Source organism: Rubritalea squalenifaciens DSM 18772, from assembly GCF_900141815.1.
Classification (GTDB): Bacteria; Verrucomicrobiota; Verrucomicrobiia; order Verrucomicrobiales; family Akkermansiaceae; genus Rubritalea; species Rubritalea squalenifaciens.
Window position 1 is genome coordinate 884,724 of record NZ_FQYR01000003.1, and the last position, 24,439, is coordinate 909,162.

The window sequence follows — 24,439 nt, forward strand, 5'->3', positions numbered from 1 at the left end:
CCACCTCGTCAGAAGCTCAATTTCAATTATCCAGAATCTTTACGTCGGAGAACATGCCTCCCATAGTCACCTTCATCATGCGCATGAAATCCTGCATATAGGCCTGATGAGAGCTCTCACGGCGAATTGCCGCGTAGAGTTCACTTAGTAATCCGTTCTTGGTGATCTTGCGTTCACAGATATAACCCTCGTCCAGATACTTGGCCACTGCCCAGCGTGGTAGGACAGATACCCCTCGTTTGCTGGCCACTAACTGCAGAATTGCGACGGTCAGTTCAGTACGTCTGGTGTCTCTTGGCTGTACACCTCCTGGGCGCAGTACCTTACGGTAAACATCCATACGTTCCTCCGGAATAGGATAGGTTATCAAGGTCTCCATCTCAAAATCACGCGCCGTCAGATACTCCTTTTTCGCCAAGGGATGATCGTTAGCCAGCAAGCAAGGCATTTCAAACTGGAACAAGGGATAAAAGTCGGTCTCCTTGCGGCGGGACTTCTGTGAAATGATTACCAAATCCGCCCTCCCCTCATCGAGCAGACCGCCCGGATCAGCATGGAATCCTGAGATCAGATCCATCTCCACCTCGGGCCACGCCCTGCGAAACATATCCATGGCCGGCATAAGCCAGTCGAAACATGAATGACATTCCACCGCGATGCGTAATTGTCCGGCCACACCTTGCTGAATCTTGCTCAAGTCCCGTTCGGCATCTGTCACGAGTCTTCTGACGTCGTAAGACAGTCCTAACAAGCGCTCTCCTAATCGCGTCCATTGGATCGGTGAGGTTTTACGGATGAATAGTTCTCCCCCATACTCCTCTTCCAGAGCTTTTACCTGATGCGACAAAGCACTCTGGCTGAGACACAAGCGCTCTGACGCCCGAGTCACACTTCCCGTTTCCGCAATAGCCATGAGGGTATCAAAATGACGAATCTCCAAGATGCTCATGAATGCAAGCTATCCAGCCCCATCATTATTTCAACTAATAATGTCACCGCATAACTTTCATTATACTCATGTTGATCCATCCCCCATCATCATGGCCGTTATGAAATCACTCACCACACATATCGGCGGTTACCCAAGGATCGGTGCCCAGCGAGAACTCAAATGGGCATTGGAGAAATACTGGTCCTCCAAGATTACCCGCGATGAACTTGAGCAAACAGCTTCCGAGCTACGTCAACGTCACTGGCAGGAGCAGCAAGGTGCCGGACTAAGCTTCGTCACCACCAATGACTTTTCCTTCTATGACCAGGTGCTAGATACAGCTTGCGTCTTTGGAATCGTGCCTGAAAGATTCGGCCTCTCAAATACCGCGGTCTCACTAGACGACTACTTCAGTTTAGCTAGAGGCAACAAAGACCATGCCGCACTTGCTCTCACAAAATGGTTCAATACCAATTACCACTACCTGGTACCAGAGATCTCTGAAAAAATAGACTTCACGCTCAATCCGGATCACATCCTGATTCCAATAAGAGAGGCGATCGAACTAGGCCACAATCCCAAGCCAGTTCTCATTGGACCAGTCACACTACTGAGCCTATCCAGACCAGCCCGTGGAAGCCAGATCAACCCGTTGAGCCGACTACCGGAGCTGTTGCCTCACTATGCAAAATTGCTCCAAGAGATCAAAGCTGAGGGTGTGGAATGGATTCAAATCGATGAACCAATTCTCAGCTGTGACCTCTCACCAGAGCAACACAAGGCTCTAGCTTCTGCTTACGACTATCTGAGCAACACGGGGACACGTCCAAACATTCTCCTCGCTAGCTATTACGGCAAAATCGCGAACAACCTGAACCGCACTCTCACTTTACCAGTGGAGGGATTCCACATTGATGCGGTATCAGCCCCAGAGGATATTTGCACTGCTGCCCGCTATCTGCCTGAAGGCAAGGTTCTCTCTATCGGAATCGTGGATGCACAGAACATCTGGATCAATGATCTCAATCAGAGCCGAGCTACGATAGAACAAGTAGCCTCACGCGTGCCCAAAGAACTAATCTGGATTGGAACCTCATGCTCGCTACAGCATGTTCCCCATCAGCTTGATTCTGAGAACCATCTTGATGCTAACATCCTCAATTGGCTGGCCTTCGCAAAAGAGAAACTCAATGAAGTATCCCTACTTTCACGGCTTTTCAATGATGATCATGAGGAATCAAGGTTTGCTCACAATGCAACGCTCATCGAGAGCAGAAAGACAGCGGCCGGCTCCTATGTAGATTCAGTCCGTCAGCGAGTGTCCACAGAACTGCCAAAAATCACTCTAAAGCGTACTGCCTTCGAGACACGTCAGAAGTCACAGCGCGAACAGCTTAAGCTCCCCTTACTCCCCACCACCACGATTGGCTCCTTCCCGCAGACTTCTGAAATCCGCCAAGCGCGAGCTAAGTTCCGAAAAGGTGGATTATCACACGCTCAGTATCAAAGCTTCCTCCAACAAAAGACCAAGGAATGTATCGAACATCAAGAAAAGCTCGGGCTGGATGTCCTCGTCCATGGCGAATTTGAGCGTAATGATATGGTCGAGTACTTTGCGGAAGGTTTGGAGGGCTTTGCGGTCACTGAGTTTGGCTGGGTACAATCCTATGGATCACGCTGCACCAAGCCACCTATTATCTGGGGTGATGTTCATCGCCCCAAAGCAATTACCTTGGATTGGATCAGATATGCGCAATCCCTGACCAACAAGCCAGTCAAAGGCATGTTGACGGGCACCACAACGATCCTGCAATGGTCTTTCATCCGCACGGATATACCTCGCATTGAAGTGTCTCAGCAGATTGCACTCGCACTCAGGGATGAAGTTCTTGATCTGGAAGCCTCTGGTACTAAGATCATCCAACTTGATGAAGCCGCCCTCCGTGAAGGACTTCCGCTCAGGAAAGACGAACAAGCAGCCTACTTGGAGGAATCATGCCATTCATTCCTGATTTCAACATCGGGAGTGGAAGACTCGACACAGATCCACACGCATATGTGTTACTCGCAGTTTGATGCGATTTTTGACACCATCATCGATCTTGATGCGGATGTCATCTCCATCGAAACGACGAGGAACCGCATGGCTCTACTCGACGTCTTCCAACAGAAAAACTATCCGAACGAGATTGGTCCAGGAGTCTGGGACATCCACTCACCTCGTGTGCCTTCTGTAGAAGAAATCTCCGACCTCATTCAGAGAGCCCTCCAGCATATCCCGGCGGAGCGTTTGTGGATCAATCCGGACTGCGGACTGAAAACAAGAGCCTGGCCTGAGACGATAGCCTCTTTGAAACATCTCGTTCAAGCCACCCTCTCCGCACGAGCTAACTTAAGCGAAAAATTTGTGTCTCACTAGAGACACATCAAAGCTGGCACGTCTTTTCGGGGGGAGAGGCGTGCCAGTCATTTTGTGCTGCACAGAGTATTTGCAATCATGAGGCAATGCGCCGACTATGCAGCATGATGAGAGCCATCCAATTTTCACCGTCTCCTAACACAGAGCTCCCCTATTGCGCAGATTTCATTGAGCTCCCCAGACCTCAAGCATCTGGTTATGACATTCTCGTCTCTATCGAGGCGGTGGCTATGAATCCGGTAGATACCAAAGTGAGGCCTAGCGGAACCGATGAGGCAAAGACCCTCGGTTACGATGCGGCTGGGGCCGTCATAGAAACCGGAGAATTAGTAGACTCTCTATCAGTCGGCGACAAAGTCTACTATGCAGGCGACGTTACCCGCCCAGGTTCAAATGCGGAACTTCAGCTCATCGATTCCCGGATCGTGGCCAAACGACCTGAATCACTAAGTGCAGCAGAGGCTGCTGCACTTCCTTTGACTGCCTTGACGGCCTGGGAGTCTCTATACGAGCGGATGGGAATCGATCCCGATGGCAATCAAGCCGGCAAGAGCATATTCATTATCGGAGGTGCTGGCGGAGTCGGCTCCATCGCTATCCAGCTAGCCAAACTAGCAGGGCTAACGGTCATAACTACGTCATCTAGACAAGAGTCATCCGATTGGTGCCAAGAAATGGGGGCCGATCACATCATCAATCACCGCGAAGACATCCAGTCACAACTCAGCGAATTGGGCTTCCCTGCCGTCAACTACGTAGCCAATTACTTCGATACTGACGCTTACTGGGAACTCACTGGGGAAATTATCGCCCCGCAGGGACATATTGCGCTTATCGTGGAGCCATCAGGGCCGCTCTACATAGGAGACCCCCTGAAAAGGAAATCTGCCAGCATTCACTGGGAATTCATGTTCACCCGTTCCATGTTCACGACTGAGGACATCCAAAAGCAGCAGCAAATTCTTAGTAAAGTAGCGAAACTGGTCGATACGGGAAAAATCCGCACCACCCTGAATCAAGTACTCTCCCCGATTTCACCAGAAAACCTGATGAAGGCGCATCAGTTGCAGGAGTCCTCATCCAGCATCGGAAAAACAGCCCTTCAGGACTGGCAATGAAAGACATCTGACAGGATAGCGTCAGTTTCGGAAAAACTAGCTCTGTCAACATAGGGACATTACTCAACATACACTTGCCCAAGCCCAACAGCACTGCTTACATCCCCTCGTCCATTTGAGGCAGGAGCCTCGATCTATATTTATCCACCTAAAACAGAAAATCGTCATGGCCGACAAAGAAAACACCGACCCGCAAAAGATGGAGAAAATCGTCTCTCTCTGTAAGAGCAAAGGCTTTATTTACCAATCAGGTGAACTCTATGGCGGTTTGAACGGTTGCTGGGATTACGGTCCGCTTGGTACCGAACTCAAGCGAAACCTCAAAGAATACTGGTGGCGCAAGAACGTGCAAGAGCGCGACGACATTTTGGGCATGGATGGATCCATTCTCACTCACCAGGCTGTCCTTACAGCTTCAGGTCACGTCGGTGGCTTCTCCGATCCTATGTGCGATTGCTTGCTCTCCAAAGCTCGCCTCCGTGCCGACCAGATCGATCCTCAGTCTGGTACAGCCTATCATTACACAGGTGCCAGCCACGAGGAATCCGGCTGGTCTGTCGAGCGCCCCTTCTCTGTACTCCTTACGGATCCAAACCAGGATGAGAACAAGGCCCGCAAGACAGCCAAGGAATATTATTCCCAGTTCCTTTCCGACAAACAGATTTCACCAAAAAAATTGAGCCTGCAGGGCGAAACTTCTTCAGAGGAAAAAGACACTACCCGCTACAATCCGGCAAACGGCTCTCTCTTGACCGAGCCACGTGAATTCAACCTCATGTTCCAGACCAAGATGGGTGCCTCTTCCGATGACAGCGATCCGAATGCCGTTGCCTACCTTCGTCCGGAAACAGCACAAACCATTTTCGTGCAGTACAAGAACGTGCTCGATTCATCACGAGTCAAGCTGCCGTTCGGTATCGCCCAGATCGGTAAAGCTTTCCGTAACGAGATCAACCCTCGTAACTTTACTTTCCGTTCCCGTGAGTTCGAGCAAATGGAGATCGAGTACTTTTGTCATCCAGACGACGGTCTTCGCCTCACTGACGAATGGCTGGAGAAGCGCCTCTGCTTCTACGAGGAAATCGGTATTCCACGCGAGAAACTTCACATTCTCGATGTTCCAGACGGTGAGCGTGCGTTCTACTCAGAGAAGACTTACGACATCGAGTACGAATTCCCATTCGGCATTCAAGAATTAGAAGGTGTCGCCTACCGTACCAACTACGACCTCGGTGTTCATCAGGAGCATTCCAAGAAAACTCTCGAGTACTTCGACGAGGAAACCAAGGAACGTTTCGTACCTCACGTCGTCGAACCATCCGCAGGCTGCGACCGTACAGCCCTCGCTCTCATCTGCGAGGCCTACGATGTAGAAGACCTCACCAAGGATGGCGGCAAGAAGGACGAGCGTACTGTCATGCGCTTCAAGCCATGCATCGCTCCAATCAAGGCAGCCATTCTTCCTCTGCTGAAGAACAAGCCGGAACTTGTAGAAAAGGCCAAGGAAGTGAAAAACCTTCTTCAGCCTTTCATGAATGTATTCTACGACGAAGCTGCAGCTATCGGGCGCCGCTACCGCCGTCAGGATGAGATCGGTACTCCATTCTGTATAGCCATCGACTTCCAGACCCTCGGTGAAGCAGATGAAGACGGCAACGACCTGACTGACACCGTAACGATTCGTCACCGTGATTCCATGGAGCAAGAGCGCATCGCCATCAAGGACCTCCTCCCATGGCTACTTGAGCGCATTCGCTAATTCGCCATCATACATTGAAAGCTAATTCCAGGCTCCTCAGACACTGAGGAGCCTTTTTTTATGAGAATCTCTGACAAGATCTGTTAATGCGGCCCGTTTTTTGATCATATATGGAGTAAGATTACCCCATTTACATCGCGCATTTACCATGAAGCTCACTACTCAAATCTTAGCAGCACTGGCTCTCACCAGTTTGTTTTCACTGGCTGCCGACAGACCCAACTTCCTCTGGATTGTTTCTGAAGACAATTCCAAGCACCACACCAAGCACTTCGATCCGACAGGAGTCGCCATGCCCAACCTGGAGCAACTCGCCAAGGAAGGAGTCACCTTTGATAACGCGTGCTCCAATGGAGCAGTCTGCTCAGTAGCCCGTTCCACCCTAGTGACCGGCTGTTACGCTCCCAAACTGGGTGCTCAATTCCACCGCAGGCAGAAGCTCGTCCCGATGCCAGATGGGCTCAAGGCATTCCCGGCCTATCTCAATGAAGCAGGCTACTACACAGCAAACAAAACCAAGACCGACTACAACCTCCAGGTAGATATGAAGGAAACTTGGAACGGCAAGGACGGATGGAAAGGCAGAGCCGAAGGCCAGCCGTTTTTCCTTCAGCAGAACTTCGCTGGTACACACGAAGGTAGCAGCCACTTCCCGCTGAATGCGATGAAGAAAAAGCCTCTCCAGGACCTCATCTCAAACATCACCCTACCCCCACATCACCCTGACACCACACTATTCCGTTACAGCTATGCTTCGTATCAAGATAGATTACGTAAGTTTGACGAGCAACTTGGCAATCTGATCAACAAGCTCAAGAAAGATGGACTCTATGAAGACACGATCATCTTTTATTTCGGCGACCACGGAGGTGTCCTTCCACGAAGCAAGGGCTATGCATACGAGACTGGTCTTGCAGCACCACTGGTTGTTAGAGTCCCTGAAAAATGGCAACATCTGATCCCCTTTAAACCAGGAACCCGTACAGATGCCATTGTTAATTTTTACGACTTTGGTCCATCAATCATTCATGCCGCAGGCATCCCGCTCAGCGATCAATTCGATGGCAAGCCCTTCCTAGGTAAAGACATCAGCGCCGAAGAACTGAGTAAACGTGTAGCCTACGGTTATGCGGACCGTTTCGATGAAAAGTACGATCTCGTCCGCACTTACCGCAAAGGTGACCTGAAATACATGCGCAATTTCCAACCATTCAATCCAGATGCGCTCCACAATTTCTACCGTTACAAGCAGCTCGCTTATCTAGAACTTAGAGAGCTTCACAAAGCAGGTAAGCTGAATGCCCAGCAGGAGTTATTCTTCTCTAGAAAGCCAGCCGAAGCTCTGTACGACCTGAAGAATGACCCTTACGAACTCAACAACCTTGCAGGTGATCCCAAATACCAGGAGACGCTGAAAGAAATGAGATCCACCCTAACAGAGCACCTCAAGGAGATGAACGATCTGAGTTTCTACCCAGAAAGCGAACTCATCAATAAGGCCTTTGGTAACCCTACCGCTTTTGGTAAAAAACACAGCAAAGAGATCGCCGCTCTGATCGACTTAGCCAATCTGGAAGTTGTCAATTTCGATGAAGCAAAGTCAAAGATTGAGTCAGCACTGATCTCAGAAGATGTTTGGACACGCTACTGGGCTTGCATCGTTGCTACGAGTTTCTACGAGAAATCCAAACCGCTGGAAGTAACGCTTAGCACGATTGCTGATTCAGACGCAAACATCTTGGTTCGAGTCAGAGCAGCTGAAGCACTAGCCCACCTCGGCAACTCAAAAGCCAAAGATGTCATGGAAAAAGCGATTTATGCCAGCACTGACCCTGTAGAGCTCAACCTCATTCTGAACTCAGCCGCCATGCTCTATGAGCTTGATCCAACGACCTACACCTTTGACATCGATAAGAGCAAGTTGAAGACCAACTCAAGTCTGGTGAAGGAACGCATCATCTATCTCAACAAGCGCGACTAAGACTTTATAGACATCACTAATGTAAAACGCCCCAGTCATTGACCGGGGCGTTTTTGTTTTATCCTAGAAAAGTTTGCTCCCTGTTATTTACCCACAGGTCTGCACTCATGCTTAAGCCAGCTCACCTCGTCCTCATTGAGGAGCGGTGATAGCTTCTCGACCACTTGGGCATTGTAGTCATTCAGCCATTCAATATGGCAGTCATCCATATAAGCGGTATCTACGAGATCCACATTGATCGGGCAGAAGGTAAGGTTCTCGAATTTGAAGAACTTGCCGAATGGAGTATCCGCACTCTTTACCGTGTGCACCATGTTCTCGATACGGATGCCATACTCGCCTGAGCGGTAGATGCCAGGCTCAATGGTAGAGAGCATGCCTTCATACATGCGCTCGGTAGTGAGACCTGAGAAATTCTGGGGGCCTTCGTGCACTTCCAGACCATAGCCTACGCCGTGTCCAGTACCATGTCTGTAGAGACGGTGGTGCTGCCACATCGGGCGGCGACAGATGCCATCAAGTTGAGCACAAGTTGCATCCTCTGGGAATTCAGCAGTGATCAGTTCGATCAAGCACTTCAGGACGAGAGTGTAGTCTATCTTCTGTTCCTGAGTGGGCGTACCCATTGGAATCACACGAGTGGTATCACTGGTGCCATTTTCAAAGTTACCACCACTATCGATGAGGAAAATACCATCCAGGGTCACCTCTACGTCTGAATTTTCGTCTACGCTGTAGTGATTGAGAGCCCCATGAGCTTTATAGCCCATGATGCTGTCAAAGCTCACATGACGGAATCCAGAGATCGCTTGGCGACATTCCAGCAATTTCTTGCTGGCGGATAGTTCAGTCACCTTACGGCCTGCTTGCAACTCGCTATACATCCAGAAGTAGAAGCGCACCATGGCAGCTCCATCCTCGATCATGACCTTGCGGGTATTCTCCATCTCCACCTCGTTCTTGACCCCTTTCAGATCGGTAGCGAGAGCGCGTTCCTTAATAAGGAAACAATGAGAACCAGCCTTATAGAGATTGTGGTTGGTATAGCGTGGCACCATTAGCAGACGAGTGTCTTTATCCAGCTCTTCCAAGACTGAAGCAACCTCCCCATAGCCCCGTATAGTGAAGCCTGCCGCAGTAAATTTTCTCTTAGCCTCATCACTGAGCTTTCCTTCATCTATAAAGAAAATCGCCTCGTCAGCAGAGACCAACGTATAGCAATACGGAGTCGGGTGGTTCTCCATATCTGTGCCACGGAAGTTCAGAAGCCAGTTGGACTCATCCGTTCTACCAAGGAGATAAACCTGAACGCCTTTTTTCTGCATGAGCGCACGAAGATCTTTGAGTTTCTCTTCGGTGCTCTGGCCAGTGAGTTCTTCTGCGACCAAATCCAATTTTCCACATGGCTCAGCAGGACGATCTGTCCAAATCTCGTCAACAGGATCTAGCTCTGTATTGGCCGAAATATCAGCTACTTTCAGAGAGCTAACCCAGCTTGAAGCATCCGCTTCGGAAATATCATTTCCAGAGAAGCTCACGACATCTCCAGCCTTCAGCTCAGACTTCAACCAATCAATGATACTGTCCACCCCTGGATCACTAGCTCTAAACAATTTAATTTCAGAACCAGCTAAAGCCTCTTCCGCAGCCTCGTAGTAACGGCTATCAGTCCACAAGCCGGCCTTCTCTGCAGTAACGACTACCGTTCCATTTGAGCCTTTGAGTCCACTCAACCACTGCCTGCTGAGCCAGCGCGGAGCCTGATACTCGTTATTGTGCGGATCAGCATTCGGTATGATTGCCGCATTCACACTGTTTTTTTCCATCCATGCCCTGAGGGACGCAAGCTTCTCTGCTGTAGTCATACCCTCAGCCTGTAAAGCATTGCTAGTTATGACGCCATCGCAAATTCATTTTGTGCTCGTTCTAGAGCCATTATCACAAATTCAGCATCATTCTGAGGCTTGTTCGAATACCGAATAGCGTTCCATGAAATCCTGCAGGTCTTTCTCATTGGTGTAAGACTTCTGGACGTCCTCTCTGAGAAGTTCAGCATGGCGCCTCAATTCAGCTTGATACGCTGCCATTGTATCTACCTCTTTGAGACGAGCCAAGATATCGATCAGGCTCAAACTGACCGACTCCACTCCCCTAGCATTCTGCCTAATCTGGTGAAATGCAGCATCAAGTAATCCTGCATAGGTATAAGTCTTGGTCGCGACCCTCAGCACCCCGTTCTTGTCGTGCAACAATCCACCTGGTAACCCACGCTCCACAATCTTCGTGATCACACCGCCCAGTTTATTGATACAGTTGATCGCCGTAAATGGATCATTCACTCCCGGTGACAAGGCTCTTACGGCTATCTCAACCAATTGATCGATCACAAACTCTACATCTTGGTCATCCGTCCTTTCCGGACCTTGCATAATTTCACGTCGAACGAGATCTCTACCAGCATCGAACTGACTAGATTCACACCAAATCACGCCGAGCTTTTCACCCGGCAGCAAGTAATCACCAGGTTTGAAATCGATTTTCACCATAGCCTCATTTTCAGAGGCCCAATCCAAAATATCCTCTAGTCCAATGGCCTGAATGTAGCCACCATCCTCACTCCTCACCTCTCTGAATTCGCCTGGCACCTCGCCCATCACCCCTGCGGACAAAGCATCCCTACGACTCTCTGGCAGTGCGCTCAGAGGGAAGAGTATATTGATCGTCTCATTCAATCTATCCGTAACATCCTGAATGATTCTAGGAGCTTGGATAAAGGTGAACACATGATGAACGAAGGCTATCAAGAGCCCAAAACTCAACACCCCAAAAACTCCACCTGTGGTTACTGACAGTTGAGGGGTCCACCCCGAGTCTCCTCCCCTAACAGTAGCTGCAACCATCAAGCAGTAGATAAAGGTGCCTATGTAGCCACCCAAAACCCACTTTGTCTGAGGGTGACGCATGAAATTCCTTATCAAGCGAGGTCCGAACTGGCTGGAGGCTGAAGACAAAACAACCATGGTGATCGAAAATACAACACCTGCTACCGTAATAGCAGACGCGGCTACCGTCGTTAATATAGCTCTCGCACCAGCAGGATCAGTCAGCTCCCACCCCAGCTCATGGTAGTAGTAAACATCCACTCGCTGCATCACATAGCCCAGTAGCAGTGCAACAAGAACCATCAGTGAAGGCACAAACCAAAAGCTATGCCTCAGCTGATTGATGAAGTGGGCAATCTTTACGTACATAGTGGCAGGCTAACACACTTTATTATCAGATTCAGCCCCCAACTAATTGATTTTTACTTAGAAACATTTGCTCTCTCAAAAAGATTTCTTTGAAAAATCTCAAAAAGTACTCATGCTAAGATCATGTGTATGCTTACGCTCGTCTCTAACAGACTACCAGTCCGTATCAAAGAAAATGGAGAAGCTGAACGTACCACCGGAGGGCTAGCCTCAGCCTTGGCTGGTGCCGACTTGGACGGCGACTATACCTGGATAGGCTGGAGTGGCGGCAGCAAGGAGGACATTTCCGACCTCAAGAATTACGAAAGCACCTTACAAAAAGTTGGAGTAAGTCCGGTTTTACTCAGTCAGGAAGATATCGATGGCTATTATGAAGGCTATGCCAATTCCACCCTCTGGCCTCTCCTGCACTACATGACTGGTAGAGCCCGGTTCAACACAGACTGGATGCCTGTCTACCGCAGAGTCAACCAGACGTTTGCCGAAACCATTGCCAAACACAGCTCCAAGAACGGTCAGGTCTGGATTCATGACTACCACCTCTTCTTACTCCCCAAAATGCTCCGTAAGCTCAGGCCAGATCTCAAGATCGGTTTCTTTTTGCATACCCCCTTCCCTTCCAGCGAAATTTTCAGAGCCCTGCCAGAACGTGATGAAATTCTCTCAGGTCTCTTGGGCTGTGATTTGATAGGCTTTCACACTTTTGGCTACCTGCGCCACTTTCGTTCCTCCCTGCTGAGAATCCTGGGACTTGAGGGAGACGCCGAGAGTTTATGGCAGGGAAACCGCGAGGTCCGTTTTGGCGTGTACCCGATTGGCCACAACCGTGCTGGCTTTCACACGGCCATGAAGAGCAAACAGTACGAGGAGGCTCTCGACTTGCACAACCAACACCTCAATGGCGGCAAACTCATCCTCAGTGTCGAACGCCTGGACTACACCAAAGGTGTTCCCCAAAAACTAGCAGCGATCAGGCACTACCTGAAGAACAACCCCGAGATGCGCTCCAAGGTGAATTTCGTGATCATAGCCGTACCCTCACGCAAAGGTGTCCATGAATACGATGTTCTGACTGAAAAGGTTCAGCGTGAAGTCGGAGCAATCAACGGCGAGTTCGGCGAGGTCGGTCATTCACCGATTCAATTCCTGCATCGGGGATTTCCCATGGAGGAACTTGCCGCACTCTATGCCCTGGCTGACGTCTGCCTTGTGACCCCAATCGTCGACGGGATGAATCTCGTAGCCAAGGAATACATCGACTGTAAGCGAGCCAAGTATGGAGCACGCCCGGGGGCGCTTATATTAAGCGAATTTGCCGGTGCAGCCCAAGAGATGTCTCATGCTGTCTTGGTCAATCCACACAACACGGTGGGTGTCGCCGAAGCGATGGAGCATGCTCTCGCCATGTCTGATGATGAGATGTGCTCCCGTGTACGAGCCATGCAGGACCGCCTGGAGCGTAACGACGCAGGAGCTTGGGCTAAACGTTTTCTGGGAGACCTAGCCACTGATCCCAGAGAGGAGACAAACGGAATCGCTGCGGCCAACCTCAAGGGTGTAAGAATGGATATTCTTGAACACATCAATGCTGGCAAGAAAGCCGCCATATTCATGGACTATGATGGCACTCTGAGAGAATTCACCGATCGACCTCAAGATGCTATTCCTGACGAGGCGCTATGTTCCTTACTCGATCAGTTGGGCAATCATCCAAACTTGGAAATAGCCATTATCAGTGGACGCCCGTTGGAGTTCCTCGAACAACATCTAGGACACCTGAATGTCAGTCTAGTCGCTGAGCACGGCTATCGATGGAAGCTCGTTGACCAGGGGGAATGGCAAATGGTCGACTCCCGGGTCGACACTTCCTGGAAAGAAGTTGTACTACCCCATCTGGAAGCTGCAGTAACCTTGACCCCGGGTTCCGAAATCGAAAACAAAAAGTCATCAATCGTGTGGCACTACCGGCAAGCCGATCCAGAATTTGGCTTATGGAGAGCCAAGGGACTCCTCTCAGAGCTCACCTCGATCACCGCCAGCCTTCCGGTCAGTGTGCATCACGGTCAAAAGATCGTAGAAATTGCCAGCCAGTTCGTCAATAAAGGCGCTGCAGTGGATCACCTATTAGAACATTGGAAACCTGAAGTCGCGCTCGCTTGTGGAGACGACCAGACTGATGAAACTATGTTTTCCCTCCATCCGAAGGAGATTGATCACTTCCACACGATCAAAGTGGGTACTGGGGCTACACGGGCAGAGCACCGCACCGACATCAAAGGCCTGAGAAAATTGCTAGAAAATTTATCCAAAAGCCTCTAACATAGATAATCCCACCTCTTTTTTACTATGGATCTATCCTCTGACTACCACCATGGCATCATCGGCAATGGGCGCACATGTGCCATTATTGATGCCGACTCATCAATCGTCTTTTCCTGCATGCCTGATTTCGACTCAGGCACCATCTTTGCCAAGATGCTGGATGAGAAAAAAGGCGGTCACTTCACCATTCGTATGCAGTCAGGCAAAATAGTCTCTCAAGAATATGAGAAAAACACGGGGATTCTTAAGACTGTTTTCAAAGGAAAATCTGGATCGTTCGAACTGATTGATTTCATGCCTCGCTATTCCTGGGACGGCCGTTCCGGGACCAAGAAAGAAGTATCGGCAGATATCGTGCGTGTGCTCAAGCCGTTGAGCGGAAATCCCGAAATCATCGTCGACTATAATCCACAACTTGAATATGCCCGCTTCAACACGAAATCCTTCAAGTTCGGGCGTAATCGAATCAAAACTACTACCGGAGGCACCTGTCCCAGTGGCAAAACCATTTATGAGTCTTGTTACCTCTATTCCAGCATTGCCTCTGACAAGATCCTCAAGAAAGAGGCTTTTAAGCTAACAGAGCAGAAATTCCTACTTCTCAGTTATCATGACAAAGTCATCTCTCCTGATGAAGAACGCGTGGAACTCATGCTACAGCGAACCCGCTCCTACTGGTTACTTTGGTCTGCACGAACTCACCGCTGCGATCAATATAGTGAGGAAATCCTTCGCAGTGCCATTACCCTGAAAATGCTTCAATTCTCCCCAACGGGAGCCGTGGTAGCCGCGGCCACCACCTCGCTACCTGAAACCATCGGGGAAGAGAGAAATTGGGATTACCGTTTCTGCTGGATTCGAGACGGTTCCATGACCGTCGACGTACTCAATCGCATCGGGCATCCGTCCATGGCCGGAAGCTTCATCCACTGGGTCATGGAGACCGTTCCCACGAAAGACGATGCACTGCAGATTATGTATGGTATCCGAGGTGAGAAAACCCTGACGGAGGAAGCACTCGGCCACCTCGAAGGCTATCAAGGCTCGTCCCCCGTAAGAATAGGTAATGCTGCTTATCACCAACAACAGCATGATATCTACGGCATTCTCATGGATCTCATCTACAAGGAGCTCATTCAACATGACTTGGGAGATAGGCATCCGGCCCCCGAAACTTTGGATCAGCTGTGGACCCGGGTACGCTCTATCGTCAAAACAGTTGGTGAGTTCTGGAAAGATCCGGATCGTGGCATATGGGAAATTCGAGGAGAGGCTAAACACTTCGTCTTCTCCAAAGTGCTCTGTTGGGTTGCTGTCGACCGTGCGATCAAGATTGGCAACATGCTCAAGAAGTATGACTGGGCGAAGCAACATGAGGCGCTGCGTGATGAAATCCATAACGATATCTGCACCAAGGGCTGGAGTAAGAAAAAGAAAGCCTTTACCCAGGTATACGGCAGTGACGACCTGGACTCAGCAAACCTCCTGATGGCGGACTACGGCTTCATTGATCCAATGGACAAGCGCTTTATATCCACGGTGGAGCAGAGTGAAAAAGAACTTTGCCGCGGCGGCCTGATGTATCGCTACAAGAACCAGGATGACTTCGGCGAACCCTCCAGCGCCTTTACCGTCTGCTCATTCTGGATGGTCAAGGCACTCGCCCGCACAGGAAAACGCGCCCAGGCCCAGCGAAGATTCCGCCAGTTGCTGAAATTTGCCAACCCGAAAGGACTCTACGGTGAGGATCTGGATTTTAAAACCAAACGGCATCTGGGCAACTTCCCTCAAGCTTACTCTCACCTGGCTCTGATTGATTGCGCCCTCGAGCTCTCCGAAGACTGCCACGACTACTTAATTGAAGAATAAAAACGGGGTGAAGCTTAACGCTCCACCCCGCTGTAAACGTTCGTCAGATTAACCTCAATTACTTGATGAGATCTGGCCAGTCTTCTGTGTGGAAGAACTCGCCTTCTGGCTTATCGATACGCTCGTAAGTGTGTGCACCGAAGAAGTCACGTTGCGCCTGAAGAAGGTTCGCAGGAAGACGCTCTGCACGATAAGCATCATAGTAGCTCAGGGAACCACCGAAAGATGGTACTGGGATACCGTTGAGTGCAGCGATGGAGACCACTTCACGCCAGTCTTGCTGACCCTTGTTCAGGATTTCAGTGAAGAATGGAGCAAGCATGAGGTTCACGAGGTTTGGATTCTCTTCGTATGCCTCGGTGATGCGGTTGAGGAAGCGAGCACGGATAATGCAGCCACCACGCCAGATACGAGCGATCGCACCAAGGTCGAGGCTCCAGCCCTTGTCCTTGCCAACCTTGGCAATGAGGTCAAGACCCTGAGCGTAGGAAACGATCTTAGAAGCGTAGAGCGCGTTGCGCACCTTCTTCACGAGATCTTCCTTGCTGAGACCCTTGAGCTCGAAGCTCCAGTTGTTTGGACCTTCGAAGATCTGGGAAGCAGCCTTACGCTGGTCGCGCATGGAGGAGATGATACGTGCCTCTACAGAACCTGCAATGGTGGAGAATGGAACAGCCTGCTCAACGGAGCCCATCACGGTCCAGCGGCCTGTACCCTTCTGGCCAGCCTTGTCGACGATGAGGTCTACAATGTCTTTGCCTGTCTCAGGATCCTTCTGCTTGAAGATGTTTGCTGTGATCTCGATGAGGAAGGACTCAAGGTCACCCTCATTCCACTCAGCAAAGATGTCTGCGAGTTCCTCGTTGGAGAAGCCAGCAGCTTTGAAAATGTTGTAGGCTTCGCAGATAAGCTGCATGTCACCGTACTCGATACCATTGTGAACCATCTTTACGAAGTGACCTGCGCCACCTTCTCCGATGTGAGTCACACAAGGAACACCGTCTACCTTGGCAGAGATGCTCTCAAAAATAGGCTTCATCACTTCCCAAGTGGAAGTTGGGCCGCCTGGCATGATGGATGGGCCCTTAAGGGCGCCTTCTTCACCACCGGATACACCAGCACCGATGAAGCGAAGCCCCTTCTCGGAGAGCCACGCGTCACGACGCTCTGTGTCGGTCCAAAGGCTGTTACCACCGTCGATCACGATGTCACCTTCTTCGAGGTATGGAAGGAGTGATTCGATCACCTTGTCCACTGGACCACCAGCTTGCACCATGATCATCACCTTACGTGGGCGCTCAAGGCTTTGTACAAATTCTTCCAGTGTCTCACAACCTACGAGCTTCTTGCCTGGATTGTCGGCAATGAACTTCTCCATGGTGGAGGTGGTACGGTTGTAGACAGATACTGTGAATCCTCTGCTCTCAACGTTGAGAACGAGGTTTTGTCCCATGACTGCAAGGCCGATCAGGCCGAAATCGCTTTTACTCATAATTTTTTACCTTTTGGTCGGTGAAAATTGCCGCGGCATTATTCTCACATCGGCATGTTAAGCAACCCGAACCTGAAATTATGCCATGATTTGCGTCAAAAAACTTATTTTTAAAACATACTTCCACGCCGCATGCCAATATGCAAAGTATCTCCAAGCGTGAATTTACCGAACTCCATCACCCTATTCCGACTCATCCTGACAGCCATTTTCATTGCCGTGGCCTCCTTTGATGCGCCTTGGGCATACACCGTTGCCCTCGTGAGTTTCATTATCGCCGCCATCTCCGATTGGCTCGACGGCTATTTGGCACGAAAGATGAACTTGGTCACAGCCCTTGGCAAGCTTCTCGACCCACTGGCCGACAAGGTCTTGGTAGCGGCTGGTTTCGTTTACCTTTCCAAAATGAATTTCTGCCCGGTCTGGGTGACCTGCCTCATTATTGCCCGTGAGTTCATGGTGACAGGCCTACGCCAGATTGCGGTGGAGAAAGGCGTGGTCATTGCGGCGGACCGTCTCGGCAAATGGAAGACCACCTTCCAACTGGTTTTCATTATAGGCACCCTGACCCATCTTGCCTTTAAGACACTGAATCCTGAAAATCCGCTTGTCTATTTCTTCCAGTTCCTTTCCAGTCCCGCCACTTATGTGATCCCTGCTACCCTCTGGATAGCTGTGGCTCTGACACTCATTTCCGGCTATAATTACATCTACAAGAATCGTAGCCTTCTGAAAAACAACTAAATCAACTCTGCCACGTATGAGCACTCTCATCAAAAATACACACATCATCTCCCCGGAGGTCGAAATCGAGAACGGCGCCATTCTTATCGAGAACGGAGTCATCAAGGCTGTATTCAAAGCAGGCGATTCACTGCCTGACGCCGATACCGTTTATGATGCTGAAGGTAATTATTCCTTCCCAGGCTTCATCGATATCCACGCTCACGGTGCAGATACCAAAGACGTGTGTGATAACGACGTAGAGAGCATCCGCCACATCGCCAAGAAGAAGCTTGAGGAAGGTGTCACTACCTGGCTCCCAACTACCCTCACCCAGCCACAGGCCAAGCTCCTTGAGATCGCTGGCAAGTGCGCTGAGTACATGGCTAAGCAAGAGTTCGCCAAGACTCCAGGTCTTCACGTTGAGGGTCCATTCATCAATGTTTCCAAGGCAGGAGCTCAGAACCCTGAGTTCGTCCGCAAGCCCAACCTCGACGAGCTACTCGAAATCCATGAGATCGCCCCGGCTCGCCTCTTCTCCATCGCACCTTGCGTAGAGAACGCCTGTGAAGTGATCGCTGGCGCCAAGGCCAAAGGCATCCATTCTTCTGCAGCCCACACGGAAGCCACCTACGCTCAGGTCATGGACGCTAAGGACGCTGGTCTAACCCACCTCACCCACTACGGCAATGCTATGACTGGCCTTCACCACCGTGAAATCGGCATGGTCGGCGCCGGACTGATCGATGATGATCTGAAGATCGAACTCATCTGTGACGGCATCCACCTTGCCCCGGACTTCCTCAAGACAATCTTCAAGCTCAAGCCAATCGAGCAGCTCATCATGATCACCGACTCCATGGCTGGTTCCTGGATCGAAAACGGCGAGTGCCAGCTCGGCGGTCTCGACGTGATCGTAGAGAACAACGTGGCACGCCTCAAGGAAGGTGGTGCTCTAGCAGGCTCCGCTCTTCGCTACGATCAAGGTGTAGGCCTCGTCGCTGACCTCATCGATCTCCCACTGACAGAGATCGTCAAGGCCACTTCTTGGAACCAGGCTCAGTCTCTCGGACTTGAGAACCACGGCAAGATCGAGCCAGGCTTCACTGGTGACATCGCCATCCTCGACAAGAGCTTCCACTCCGTCGCCACCTTCGTCGACGGTGAGCAGCGTTTCTAAGAGCCTATTAGGCCATAGACAAATTTACACAAAAACCTCAGGGCGACCGTCCTGAGGTTTTTTTATTTTAATTATGCACCAACAATGCCCTCACAGAAGTTTCGCCAATTCACCCAGAGCTACTAATTCATACTAACAGTAGCTATAAACAAAGAACCGCCTTCTATTAATAAAGAAGACGGTCCTGAAAACATACCGATACTATGTATATAGATAAATGAATACCGCAGTAGTATCCCTTAAAACTCGGGGTTTATTTAAGCCCTACGTCTTCTCAAGAGCAGACCTAGAGCACAAATAGAGACCAAAGCGCTTGTGCTTGGCTCAGGAATTGCAGAAGTAACAATGACAGTTCCTCCATTGTTGATGAAATTGAGTCCGAGCGCATCCAGATCAGTTCCTGTGTAGGTTCCGACAGCGATACTATTACCATCAGCAACAAGTGAACCCGATCCGAAAGTCAGCACCTGGTCGACAATCAGTTCTGAGGTCCCGTTGATGTTCAGAGTTCCGCCGAATATCACGTCCGAATCAAAGTCTAACACCATACTATCATTCACATTCATGATACCAGTGTATCCAGCTGTTTGAGTGAATGCCACGGCACGGCTAGCGCCGTCACTACCAGTCTCGTAGTGGATGTCCAGACCACCACTACCACTCAATACCGAGTCGATAGTGAGTCGAACACCTGAGTTCGCCATGTCTATCACTGAACTAGAGTTCACTATGAATCTTGTCGCCTCTAGGGTAGCAGAACTGGAACTGTTCGCTCCTAATGAAAGACGGCCGCCATTAAGAATGAAATCACCATTAACAGTCGCAGTGGTATTATTGCTGTTCTTCATCAATGCTCGTGTCCCTGTGACTACCTCAAGACTATCGCCACCGAATGTGGAAGATGCACCGCTTGCTGAAATTCGGAATCTGTCAGTTCCACCCAAAGCACTAACATAATGATTGCCGGAACTTGGAGCACCTTCTGGGCTTCCCCACATAGCTGCATTCCAGTCGATATTATCTACCGTTTGTGTGATGACTGCGCCATTCACCTGGCTTACACCTACCATCACGATGAGACTAGCTAGTGTCAGAGGGTTGTATTTTATGTTTTTCATTTTGTGTGTTTTTTTCAGATTTATTTATAAATCATCGCATTTTTGTTCATCAATGAGCGCACATCTCCTTCTGATATCGCCCCTTGAAATATGTATAATTCATCGATCGAAAACATCGTGTCACTGACATCACCGATACCGGACTCTGTAGCGTGAGAAAGCCCTGCACCGATAACCAAGGGCGCAATTGGGTAAGTATCTATTGGAGCGAGCCCATTATCGGCTAGTTTCGATGTGTTCTGCATCTTGACCCTGACCCGCTCGCCATCGACATACATTCTAACATTCGGGTTCTTTGTATCTATATCGCCGCCCTCATAGACAGCGGCTATATGATGCCATTTGCCATCATTTACCTTTGACTCCTTAGCATAGTACCTAAGCCCGCCGAAACTGAATGCAGGACATATGCCATATCTACCTGTAGCGCTTAATGCTAAGGTACATTTTAGATTCGCTTTTTCGTTAAATTTAAGCTGCGTCCCCCACCCACAAATGCTGATCTTCTTTTGATGATTTTCAAGGACCTTGACCCAACACACAATGCTGCGAGGCTCCGATCCCCGGATACCTTTCCAGTTAGTTTCTAGAAAGCCGGCATCACGTCCTACCTCGAGGCTGGAACCATAAACACCAGTTCTGAATTCCCCATCTGCATCACCTCCCGAAGTCACTCTAGCTTCTATATCCTGTGCATTGGGGATGTTACCAGCTACGCCCAGGTTCTTATCAAATGACCATTTGTAATGCGGTAGTGACTGAGGCATTTCATCAGGGTATTCCCCCTCAGAAAGCGGCCTCGAATCAAGTTTACCAACACTGGTGATCACTAAAGCTTCACCTGCGTGGATCTGCTTTACCTCTCTGGACCCCCTCTTGCTAGTAACCTGGACCTCACCAGTAAAGACATGTACCTCATCAAAATCATCAGGGTCGGAATACACACCAAACCCAGTACCTAGATCCAAGGCGGTAACCTCCTCCGTATCGACAGAGAACCCTTTGACGCCTGCTGGTACAGTAAATCGAGCCCGGCCACGATTCAGATAGACGATATTATCATCGCGCAATGTAAGATCAATCGGCGCATAGGCTATCGATTTTACACCTGAAGCAAACTGCATCTCCACCACCCCCTGCTTGAGGACGAGTCTTGACCCCTTTTTCAGAACCGCACTGCCACTGTCAGCTTCATCTCCATCATGGCTCACCTCATATACCGCTCCAGGGGAGACATTAAAATTCGCTACCAGCCCACGGTCATCATTCACTCTGTCGATAAACCACAGGATTCCGGAGCCTAGGATAGCAAACAAAACAGCGATGCTCGCAGCAACGGATAAGGCTTTGAATCTTTGCCTCTTCACCAGTCGGTCTATTGGTATCACACGACTACCTACGGATGTCTCTACCATATCATAATGCAACTCCAGTACATTATGAAGACGCACATGTTGAAGATAAGAGTCTCTCACAGCCTGATCGCTCGCCAACACACCTTCCAGTGCCGCTAGCTCATCGGCCCTCAAGTCACTATCAAACATACGCTGCACCAATACCTCAATTTCCCGCTCAGTCATTGTGCACCTCCGTTCACCATTTTTGACTCAATGCATTGTCTGAGAACATTGCGTATTCTGTACAGAGAAACGCGAACAGAAGCTGCAGTCCTACCGACACTATCCGCATAACTTTCCAAGCCCTGATGGGAATCATACCTGTGCTTCACCAAATCTTTATCGCTATCAGTCAGGCGACCCAAGCAATCCTTCAGAGCATCAAGCCTGTGATCCTCCGATTCCCCCGAACCTGCCAACTCTTCAGAAAAGGAATCTAACAACTCTAGACTCAGGAACTTTTTTCCCTCCTTTTCGAGCCTTCTACGCCAGTTAAAAACCTCATACCTGGCAACAGAGAATGCCCAAGCTTTAAAATTGGTACCTGACTTATAAGATCCTCGCTTCTCCCACAGGACCAGGTTCACATCCTGAAGCACATCCGAAACATTCGATGAACCAGGCATCAACGAGACAATATAAGCCCTAATCAAGACTTGGTATCTCGTAAGCAGAGAAATGAATTCTCCAGTATTATCTGTTGAAGATGACCTCATTATTTTACTTCTACTTCTTATACGTTGAGCACTCCCGGAACGTTATTTTGAAAATTAAGAAATAAATGGGACGCCACATATTGCCCTGAGACATCAAGCATCATCCAAGGAGGTCTTGAACGTTCAGTCGACACAACAAAGGAAAGGCCTCAACCCTGGATTGGATTGAGGCCTTATTGGCTCCGGCACTTGGATTCGAACCAAGGACCTAGTGATTAACAGTCACCCGCTCTACCGCTGAGCTATGCCGGATTTTCTTGTTGTCTCTGAGTGGCTAACCCCTCGCGACGGGCGGGAACATGCTCAGATTTCCGGATAATGGCAAGGAAAAAAGGGTATAAAAATGCATCTTTTTTACGGCGCCGTCATCACCACAGCATTCGCCGCTGCGTAATGCTTTGCATGCGTGAGACTTATTTTAATAACAGTGATATTATGCTTTTCCGAAAAAGTTTTGCCGGCACCGCTCAAAACGATGCCAGGCTCACCACTAGCGGCACGAATAATTTCCATATCGAGCCAACTTAGCTCTTTTCCGATGCCTGTACCGAATGCTTTTGCCACGGCTTCCTTCACTGCGAAGCGTGCCGCGTAGTGCAAATACGGTCTTTTTTGGGATTCGCAGTAGGCCCGCTCCCCCTCCGTGAAGATACGATGGGTGAACTTGTCTCCGAATTCATCGATCGAGGAGGCAATTCTCTCCACCTCCACGACATCGATACCAATTCCAAAAAGGTGCATATGGATTAGCCGCGGTATTGGTTCATCAGTTCACGCATTTCCGCCACAGCCTGCTTAAGACCTACGCGCACTGAACGAGCAATGATGGAGTGTCCGATATTGAATTCCACAAGGTGCGGAACATCGTAGAGATCCTTGATATTGTCGTAGTTGATCCCGTGACCAGCATTCACCTGAAGGCCCAATTCATGGCCTTTGATGGAGGCTAGTTTGAGGCGCTCGATCTCAGGCAGTCTATCCTCACCAAATGCATTGGCAAAGCAACCTGTGTGAAGCTCGATCATTTCCGCACCGATTTTAGCGGAAGCCTCAACTTGATCCACCTCGGGATCGATGAACATGCTGATTTTAATGCCAGCAGCCTGAAGCTCCTGAACGGTGAGTTTGAGTTCATCGAATAGGCCGGCGACATCAAGCCCCCCCTCCGTGGTTACTTCTTCCCTAGTCTCAGGAACGAGACAGACATACTCAGGCTTAAGCTTGAGAGCGATGTCGATCATCTCACGGGTATTTCCCATTTCAAAATTGAGTGGCAGGTCACAGACGTCACGTACCGCATAGGCATCGGCCTCCTGCATGTGTCTACGGTCTCCCCTTACGTGAATAGTAATCGAGTCCGCACCGCCAGCTTTGGCATCCTCAGCAGCATCTACTGGGCTAGGTTCAGCGTTCGGGGAATCTGGCAACAAGGCGTAACGCGCCTGACGAAGTGTCGCCACGTGGTCAATATTAACTCCAAGAAGTAAGCTCATTTCCAGAACTTATGCCCTAGCACTTGCTGAGTGTCAAAACCCACCACAGAAATTCTGCCTGCCTTTCCAACACCCAACAATACCCCAGACCACGACAGCCAGTATTGTTCCACTGATCAGATCCCAAGCGTAGTGCTGGCGAAGTGCGATGGTGGACCAGAATATGGCCAACACCCAGAGCCATGTCAGCACTTTCACCACTACCGGATAACGTTTCGAAGCACTGATCGCGATGCCCGCAATGATGGATAAAGAGGCGTGTAATGAAGGGAATGCATTCCTGGGACGATCCAGAAATGCCAGCCACTCATAGACTACGGGCGTATCCATACCCTCTAAAACATCTCTGGATACACCGCTTGGGAAGAACAAGAAAACCATGTGGGAAACCAAGGTTACCCAACCAATGGTCAGCAGATAGCGCAGATAGACTGGCCTTTCTACACCGAGACCCGTCCAGCCCAGCAAGGGATACAAAGAGAGATAAACCCAGACTGAGTAAAAATTGACTGCAATGGCTTGATCAAAAGCCGTCGGCTGGACCCAGATGACCTCACGAATCGTGACCTGCTGGAGTAAGGCATATGGGGCAATGATCCAAATGACCAACAAAGCTCCCGAATACACTCTTCGTAATATGGTGTACCGAGTCTCCATCACTAGTCTTTCT

At 49.8% G+C, this 24,439-nt stretch carries 18 protein-coding genes and 1 tRNA gene; 8 read left to right on the forward strand and 11 right to left on the reverse strand.

The window, feature by feature from the left end:
• Window positions 1-22 precede the first annotated feature (22 nt).
• Window positions 23-949 (reverse strand): LysR family transcriptional regulator, encoded by a 927-nt coding sequence (locus BUB27_RS09105; RefSeq protein ID WP_143183494.1) that lies wholly within the window; start codon window positions 947-949, stop codon window positions 23-25.
• A gap of 100 nt (window positions 950-1,049) precedes the next feature.
• Between BUB27_RS09105 and metE the strand changes: the two genes are divergently transcribed.
• From metE to BUB27_RS09125, 4 genes are all read left to right on the forward strand, one after another.
• Window positions 1,050-3,350: a 5-methyltetrahydropteroyltriglutamate--homocysteine S-methyltransferase gene (gene metE, locus BUB27_RS09110; protein WP_143183736.1), complete on the forward strand. Its 2,301-nt coding sequence runs from the start codon at window positions 1,050-1,052 to the stop codon at window positions 3,348-3,350.
• A gap of 107 nt (window positions 3,351-3,457) precedes the next feature.
• Entirely contained in the window at window positions 3,458-4,468 is a 1,011-nt protein-coding gene (locus tag BUB27_RS09115; RefSeq protein WP_143183737.1) for a zinc-binding alcohol dehydrogenase family protein, read from the forward strand.
• Window positions 4,469-4,634: 166 nt separating this feature from the next.
• Window positions 4,635-6,227, forward strand: coding sequence for a glycine--tRNA ligase (locus tag BUB27_RS09120; protein WP_143183495.1), 1,593 nt, complete (start codon window positions 4,635-4,637; stop codon window positions 6,225-6,227).
• Window positions 6,228-6,375: 148 nt separating this feature from the next.
• Window positions 6,376-8,208 carry a sulfatase family protein gene (locus BUB27_RS09125; RefSeq protein ID WP_143183496.1) on the forward strand — a complete coding sequence of 611 codons (1,833 nt, stop codon included), beginning with the start codon at window positions 6,376-6,378 and terminating at the stop codon, window positions 8,206-8,208.
• Between the two features lie 83 nt (window positions 8,209-8,291).
• On the opposite strand, the gene BUB27_RS09130 is transcribed toward BUB27_RS09125, so the two are convergent.
• On the reverse strand, window positions 8,292-10,073 hold the full coding sequence (locus BUB27_RS09130; RefSeq protein ID WP_143183497.1) for a M24 family metallopeptidase: 1,782 nt from the start codon (window positions 10,071-10,073) through the stop codon (window positions 8,292-8,294).
• 87 nt (window positions 10,074-10,160) lie between these two features.
• Window positions 10,161-11,459, reverse strand: a complete 1,299-nt coding sequence (locus BUB27_RS09135) for a DUF2254 domain-containing protein (protein ID WP_143183498.1) — start codon at window positions 11,457-11,459, stop codon at window positions 10,161-10,163.
• Between the two features lie 123 nt (window positions 11,460-11,582).
• Here BUB27_RS09135 and BUB27_RS09140 point away from each other — a divergent pair, with 123 nt between their 5' ends.
• Together BUB27_RS09140 and BUB27_RS09145 are read left to right on the forward strand one after the other, a co-directional pair.
• Entirely contained in the window at window positions 11,583-13,778 is a 2,196-nt protein-coding gene (locus BUB27_RS09140; RefSeq protein ID WP_143183499.1) for a bifunctional alpha,alpha-trehalose-phosphate synthase (UDP-forming)/trehalose-phosphatase, read from the forward strand.
• 27 nt (window positions 13,779-13,805) lie between these two features.
• Window positions 13,806-15,650, forward strand: a complete 1,845-nt coding sequence (locus tag BUB27_RS09145; RefSeq protein WP_143183500.1) for a glycoside hydrolase family 15 protein — start codon at window positions 13,806-13,808, stop codon at window positions 15,648-15,650.
• A gap of 58 nt (window positions 15,651-15,708) precedes the next feature.
• Here the strand turns inward: BUB27_RS09145 and gnd are convergent, their stop codons facing one another.
• On the reverse strand, window positions 15,709-17,142 hold the full coding sequence (gnd, locus tag BUB27_RS09150; protein WP_143183501.1) for a decarboxylating NADP(+)-dependent phosphogluconate dehydrogenase: 1,434 nt from the start codon (window positions 17,140-17,142) through the stop codon (window positions 15,709-15,711).
• Window positions 17,143-17,301: 159 nt separating this feature from the next.
• Here gnd and pgsA point away from each other — a divergent pair, with 159 nt between their 5' ends.
• Together pgsA and nagA are read left to right on the forward strand one after the other, a co-directional pair.
• Window positions 17,302-17,886, forward strand: a complete 585-nt coding sequence (gene pgsA / locus BUB27_RS09155) for a CDP-diacylglycerol--glycerol-3-phosphate 3-phosphatidyltransferase (RefSeq protein ID WP_143183502.1) — start codon at window positions 17,302-17,304, stop codon at window positions 17,884-17,886.
• Between the two features lie 16 nt (window positions 17,887-17,902).
• The gene (gene nagA, locus BUB27_RS09160; protein ID WP_143183503.1) at window positions 17,903-19,045 is read left to right on the forward strand and encodes an N-acetylglucosamine-6-phosphate deacetylase; all 1,143 of its coding nucleotides are present in this window, start codon (window positions 17,903-17,905) and stop codon (window positions 19,043-19,045) included.
• Between the two features lie 257 nt (window positions 19,046-19,302).
• On the opposite strand, the gene BUB27_RS09165 is transcribed toward nagA, so the two are convergent.
• The 7 genes from BUB27_RS09165 to BUB27_RS09195 form a co-directional block, all read right to left on the reverse strand.
• Complete coding sequence (locus BUB27_RS09165; protein ID WP_143183504.1) at window positions 19,303-20,163, reverse strand: PEP-CTERM sorting domain-containing protein; 861 nt, start codon at window positions 20,161-20,163, stop codon at window positions 19,303-19,305.
• A 20-nt stretch (window positions 20,164-20,183) separates the two neighbouring features.
• Window positions 20,184-21,743, reverse strand: a complete 1,560-nt coding sequence (locus tag BUB27_RS09170; protein WP_143183505.1) for a LamG-like jellyroll fold domain-containing protein — start codon at window positions 21,741-21,743, stop codon at window positions 20,184-20,186.
• Window positions 21,740-22,276, reverse strand: coding sequence for a sigma-70 family RNA polymerase sigma factor (locus BUB27_RS19275; RefSeq protein WP_143183506.1), 537 nt, complete (start codon window positions 22,274-22,276; stop codon window positions 21,740-21,742). The genes BUB27_RS09170 and BUB27_RS19275 overlap by 4 nt, the downstream gene beginning before the upstream one ends.
• 177 nt (window positions 22,277-22,453) lie before the next feature.
• Window positions 22,454-22,528, reverse strand: a tRNA-Asn gene (locus tag BUB27_RS09180).
• Between the two features lie 102 nt (window positions 22,529-22,630).
• The gene (gene acpS, locus BUB27_RS09185) at window positions 22,631-23,017 is read right to left on the reverse strand and encodes a holo-ACP synthase (protein ID WP_143183507.1); all 387 of its coding nucleotides are present in this window, start codon (window positions 23,015-23,017) and stop codon (window positions 22,631-22,633) included.
• Between the two features lie 5 nt (window positions 23,018-23,022).
• Window positions 23,023-23,769, reverse strand: a complete 747-nt coding sequence (locus BUB27_RS09190) for a pyridoxine 5'-phosphate synthase (protein WP_143183508.1) — start codon at window positions 23,767-23,769, stop codon at window positions 23,023-23,025.
• Between the two features lie 33 nt (window positions 23,770-23,802).
• Complete coding sequence (locus BUB27_RS09195; RefSeq protein WP_143183509.1) at window positions 23,803-24,426, reverse strand: phosphatase PAP2 family protein; 624 nt, start codon at window positions 24,424-24,426, stop codon at window positions 23,803-23,805.
• Between the last annotated feature and the right edge of the window lie 13 nt (window positions 24,427-24,439).

Coding starts and splice junctions, on each gene's coding strand:
- BUB27_RS19275 (WP_143183506.1), bottom strand. CDS start 22,276: ATGAGGTCATCTTCAACAGATAATACTGGAGAATTCATTTCTCTGCTT.
- BUB27_RS09120 (WP_143183495.1), top strand. CDS start 4,635: ATGGCCGACAAAGAAAACACCGACCCGCAAAAGATGGAGAAAATCGTC.
- BUB27_RS09115 (WP_143183737.1), top strand. CDS start 3,458: ATGAGAGCCATCCAATTTTCACCGTCTCCTAACACAGAGCTCCCCTAT.
- acpS (WP_143183507.1), bottom strand. CDS start 23,017: ATGCACCTTTTTGGAATTGGTATCGATGTCGTGGAGGTGGAGAGAATT.
- BUB27_RS09130 (WP_143183497.1), bottom strand. CDS start 10,073: ATGACTACAGCAGAGAAGCTTGCGTCCCTCAGGGCATGGATGGAAAAA.
- BUB27_RS09195 (WP_143183509.1), bottom strand. CDS start 24,426: ATGGAGACTCGGTACACCATATTACGAAGAGTGTATTCGGGAGCTTTG.
- BUB27_RS09105 (WP_143183494.1), bottom strand. CDS start 949: ATGAGCATCTTGGAGATTCGTCATTTTGATACCCTCATGGCTATTGCG.
- BUB27_RS09135 (WP_143183498.1), bottom strand. CDS start 11,459: ATGTACGTAAAGATTGCCCACTTCATCAATCAGCTGAGGCATAGCTTT.
- BUB27_RS09140 (WP_143183499.1), top strand. CDS start 11,583: ATGTGTATGCTTACGCTCGTCTCTAACAGACTACCAGTCCGTATCAAA.
- BUB27_RS09165 (WP_143183504.1), bottom strand. CDS start 20,163: ATGAAAAACATAAAATACAACCCTCTGACACTAGCTAGTCTCATCGTG.
- metE (WP_143183736.1), top strand. CDS start 1,050: ATGAAATCACTCACCACACATATCGGCGGTTACCCAAGGATCGGTGCC.
- BUB27_RS09145 (WP_143183500.1), top strand. CDS start 13,806: ATGGATCTATCCTCTGACTACCACCATGGCATCATCGGCAATGGGCGC.
- nagA (WP_143183503.1), top strand. CDS start 17,903: ATGAGCACTCTCATCAAAAATACACACATCATCTCCCCGGAGGTCGAA.
- BUB27_RS09190 (WP_143183508.1), bottom strand. CDS start 23,769: ATGAGCTTACTTCTTGGAGTTAATATTGACCACGTGGCGACACTTCGT.
- gnd (WP_143183501.1), bottom strand. CDS start 17,142: ATGAGTAAAAGCGATTTCGGCCTGATCGGCCTTGCAGTCATGGGACAA.
- BUB27_RS09125 (WP_143183496.1), top strand. CDS start 6,376: ATGAAGCTCACTACTCAAATCTTAGCAGCACTGGCTCTCACCAGTTTG.
- BUB27_RS09170 (WP_143183505.1), bottom strand. CDS start 21,743: ATGACTGAGCGGGAAATTGAGGTATTGGTGCAGCGTATGTTTGATAGT.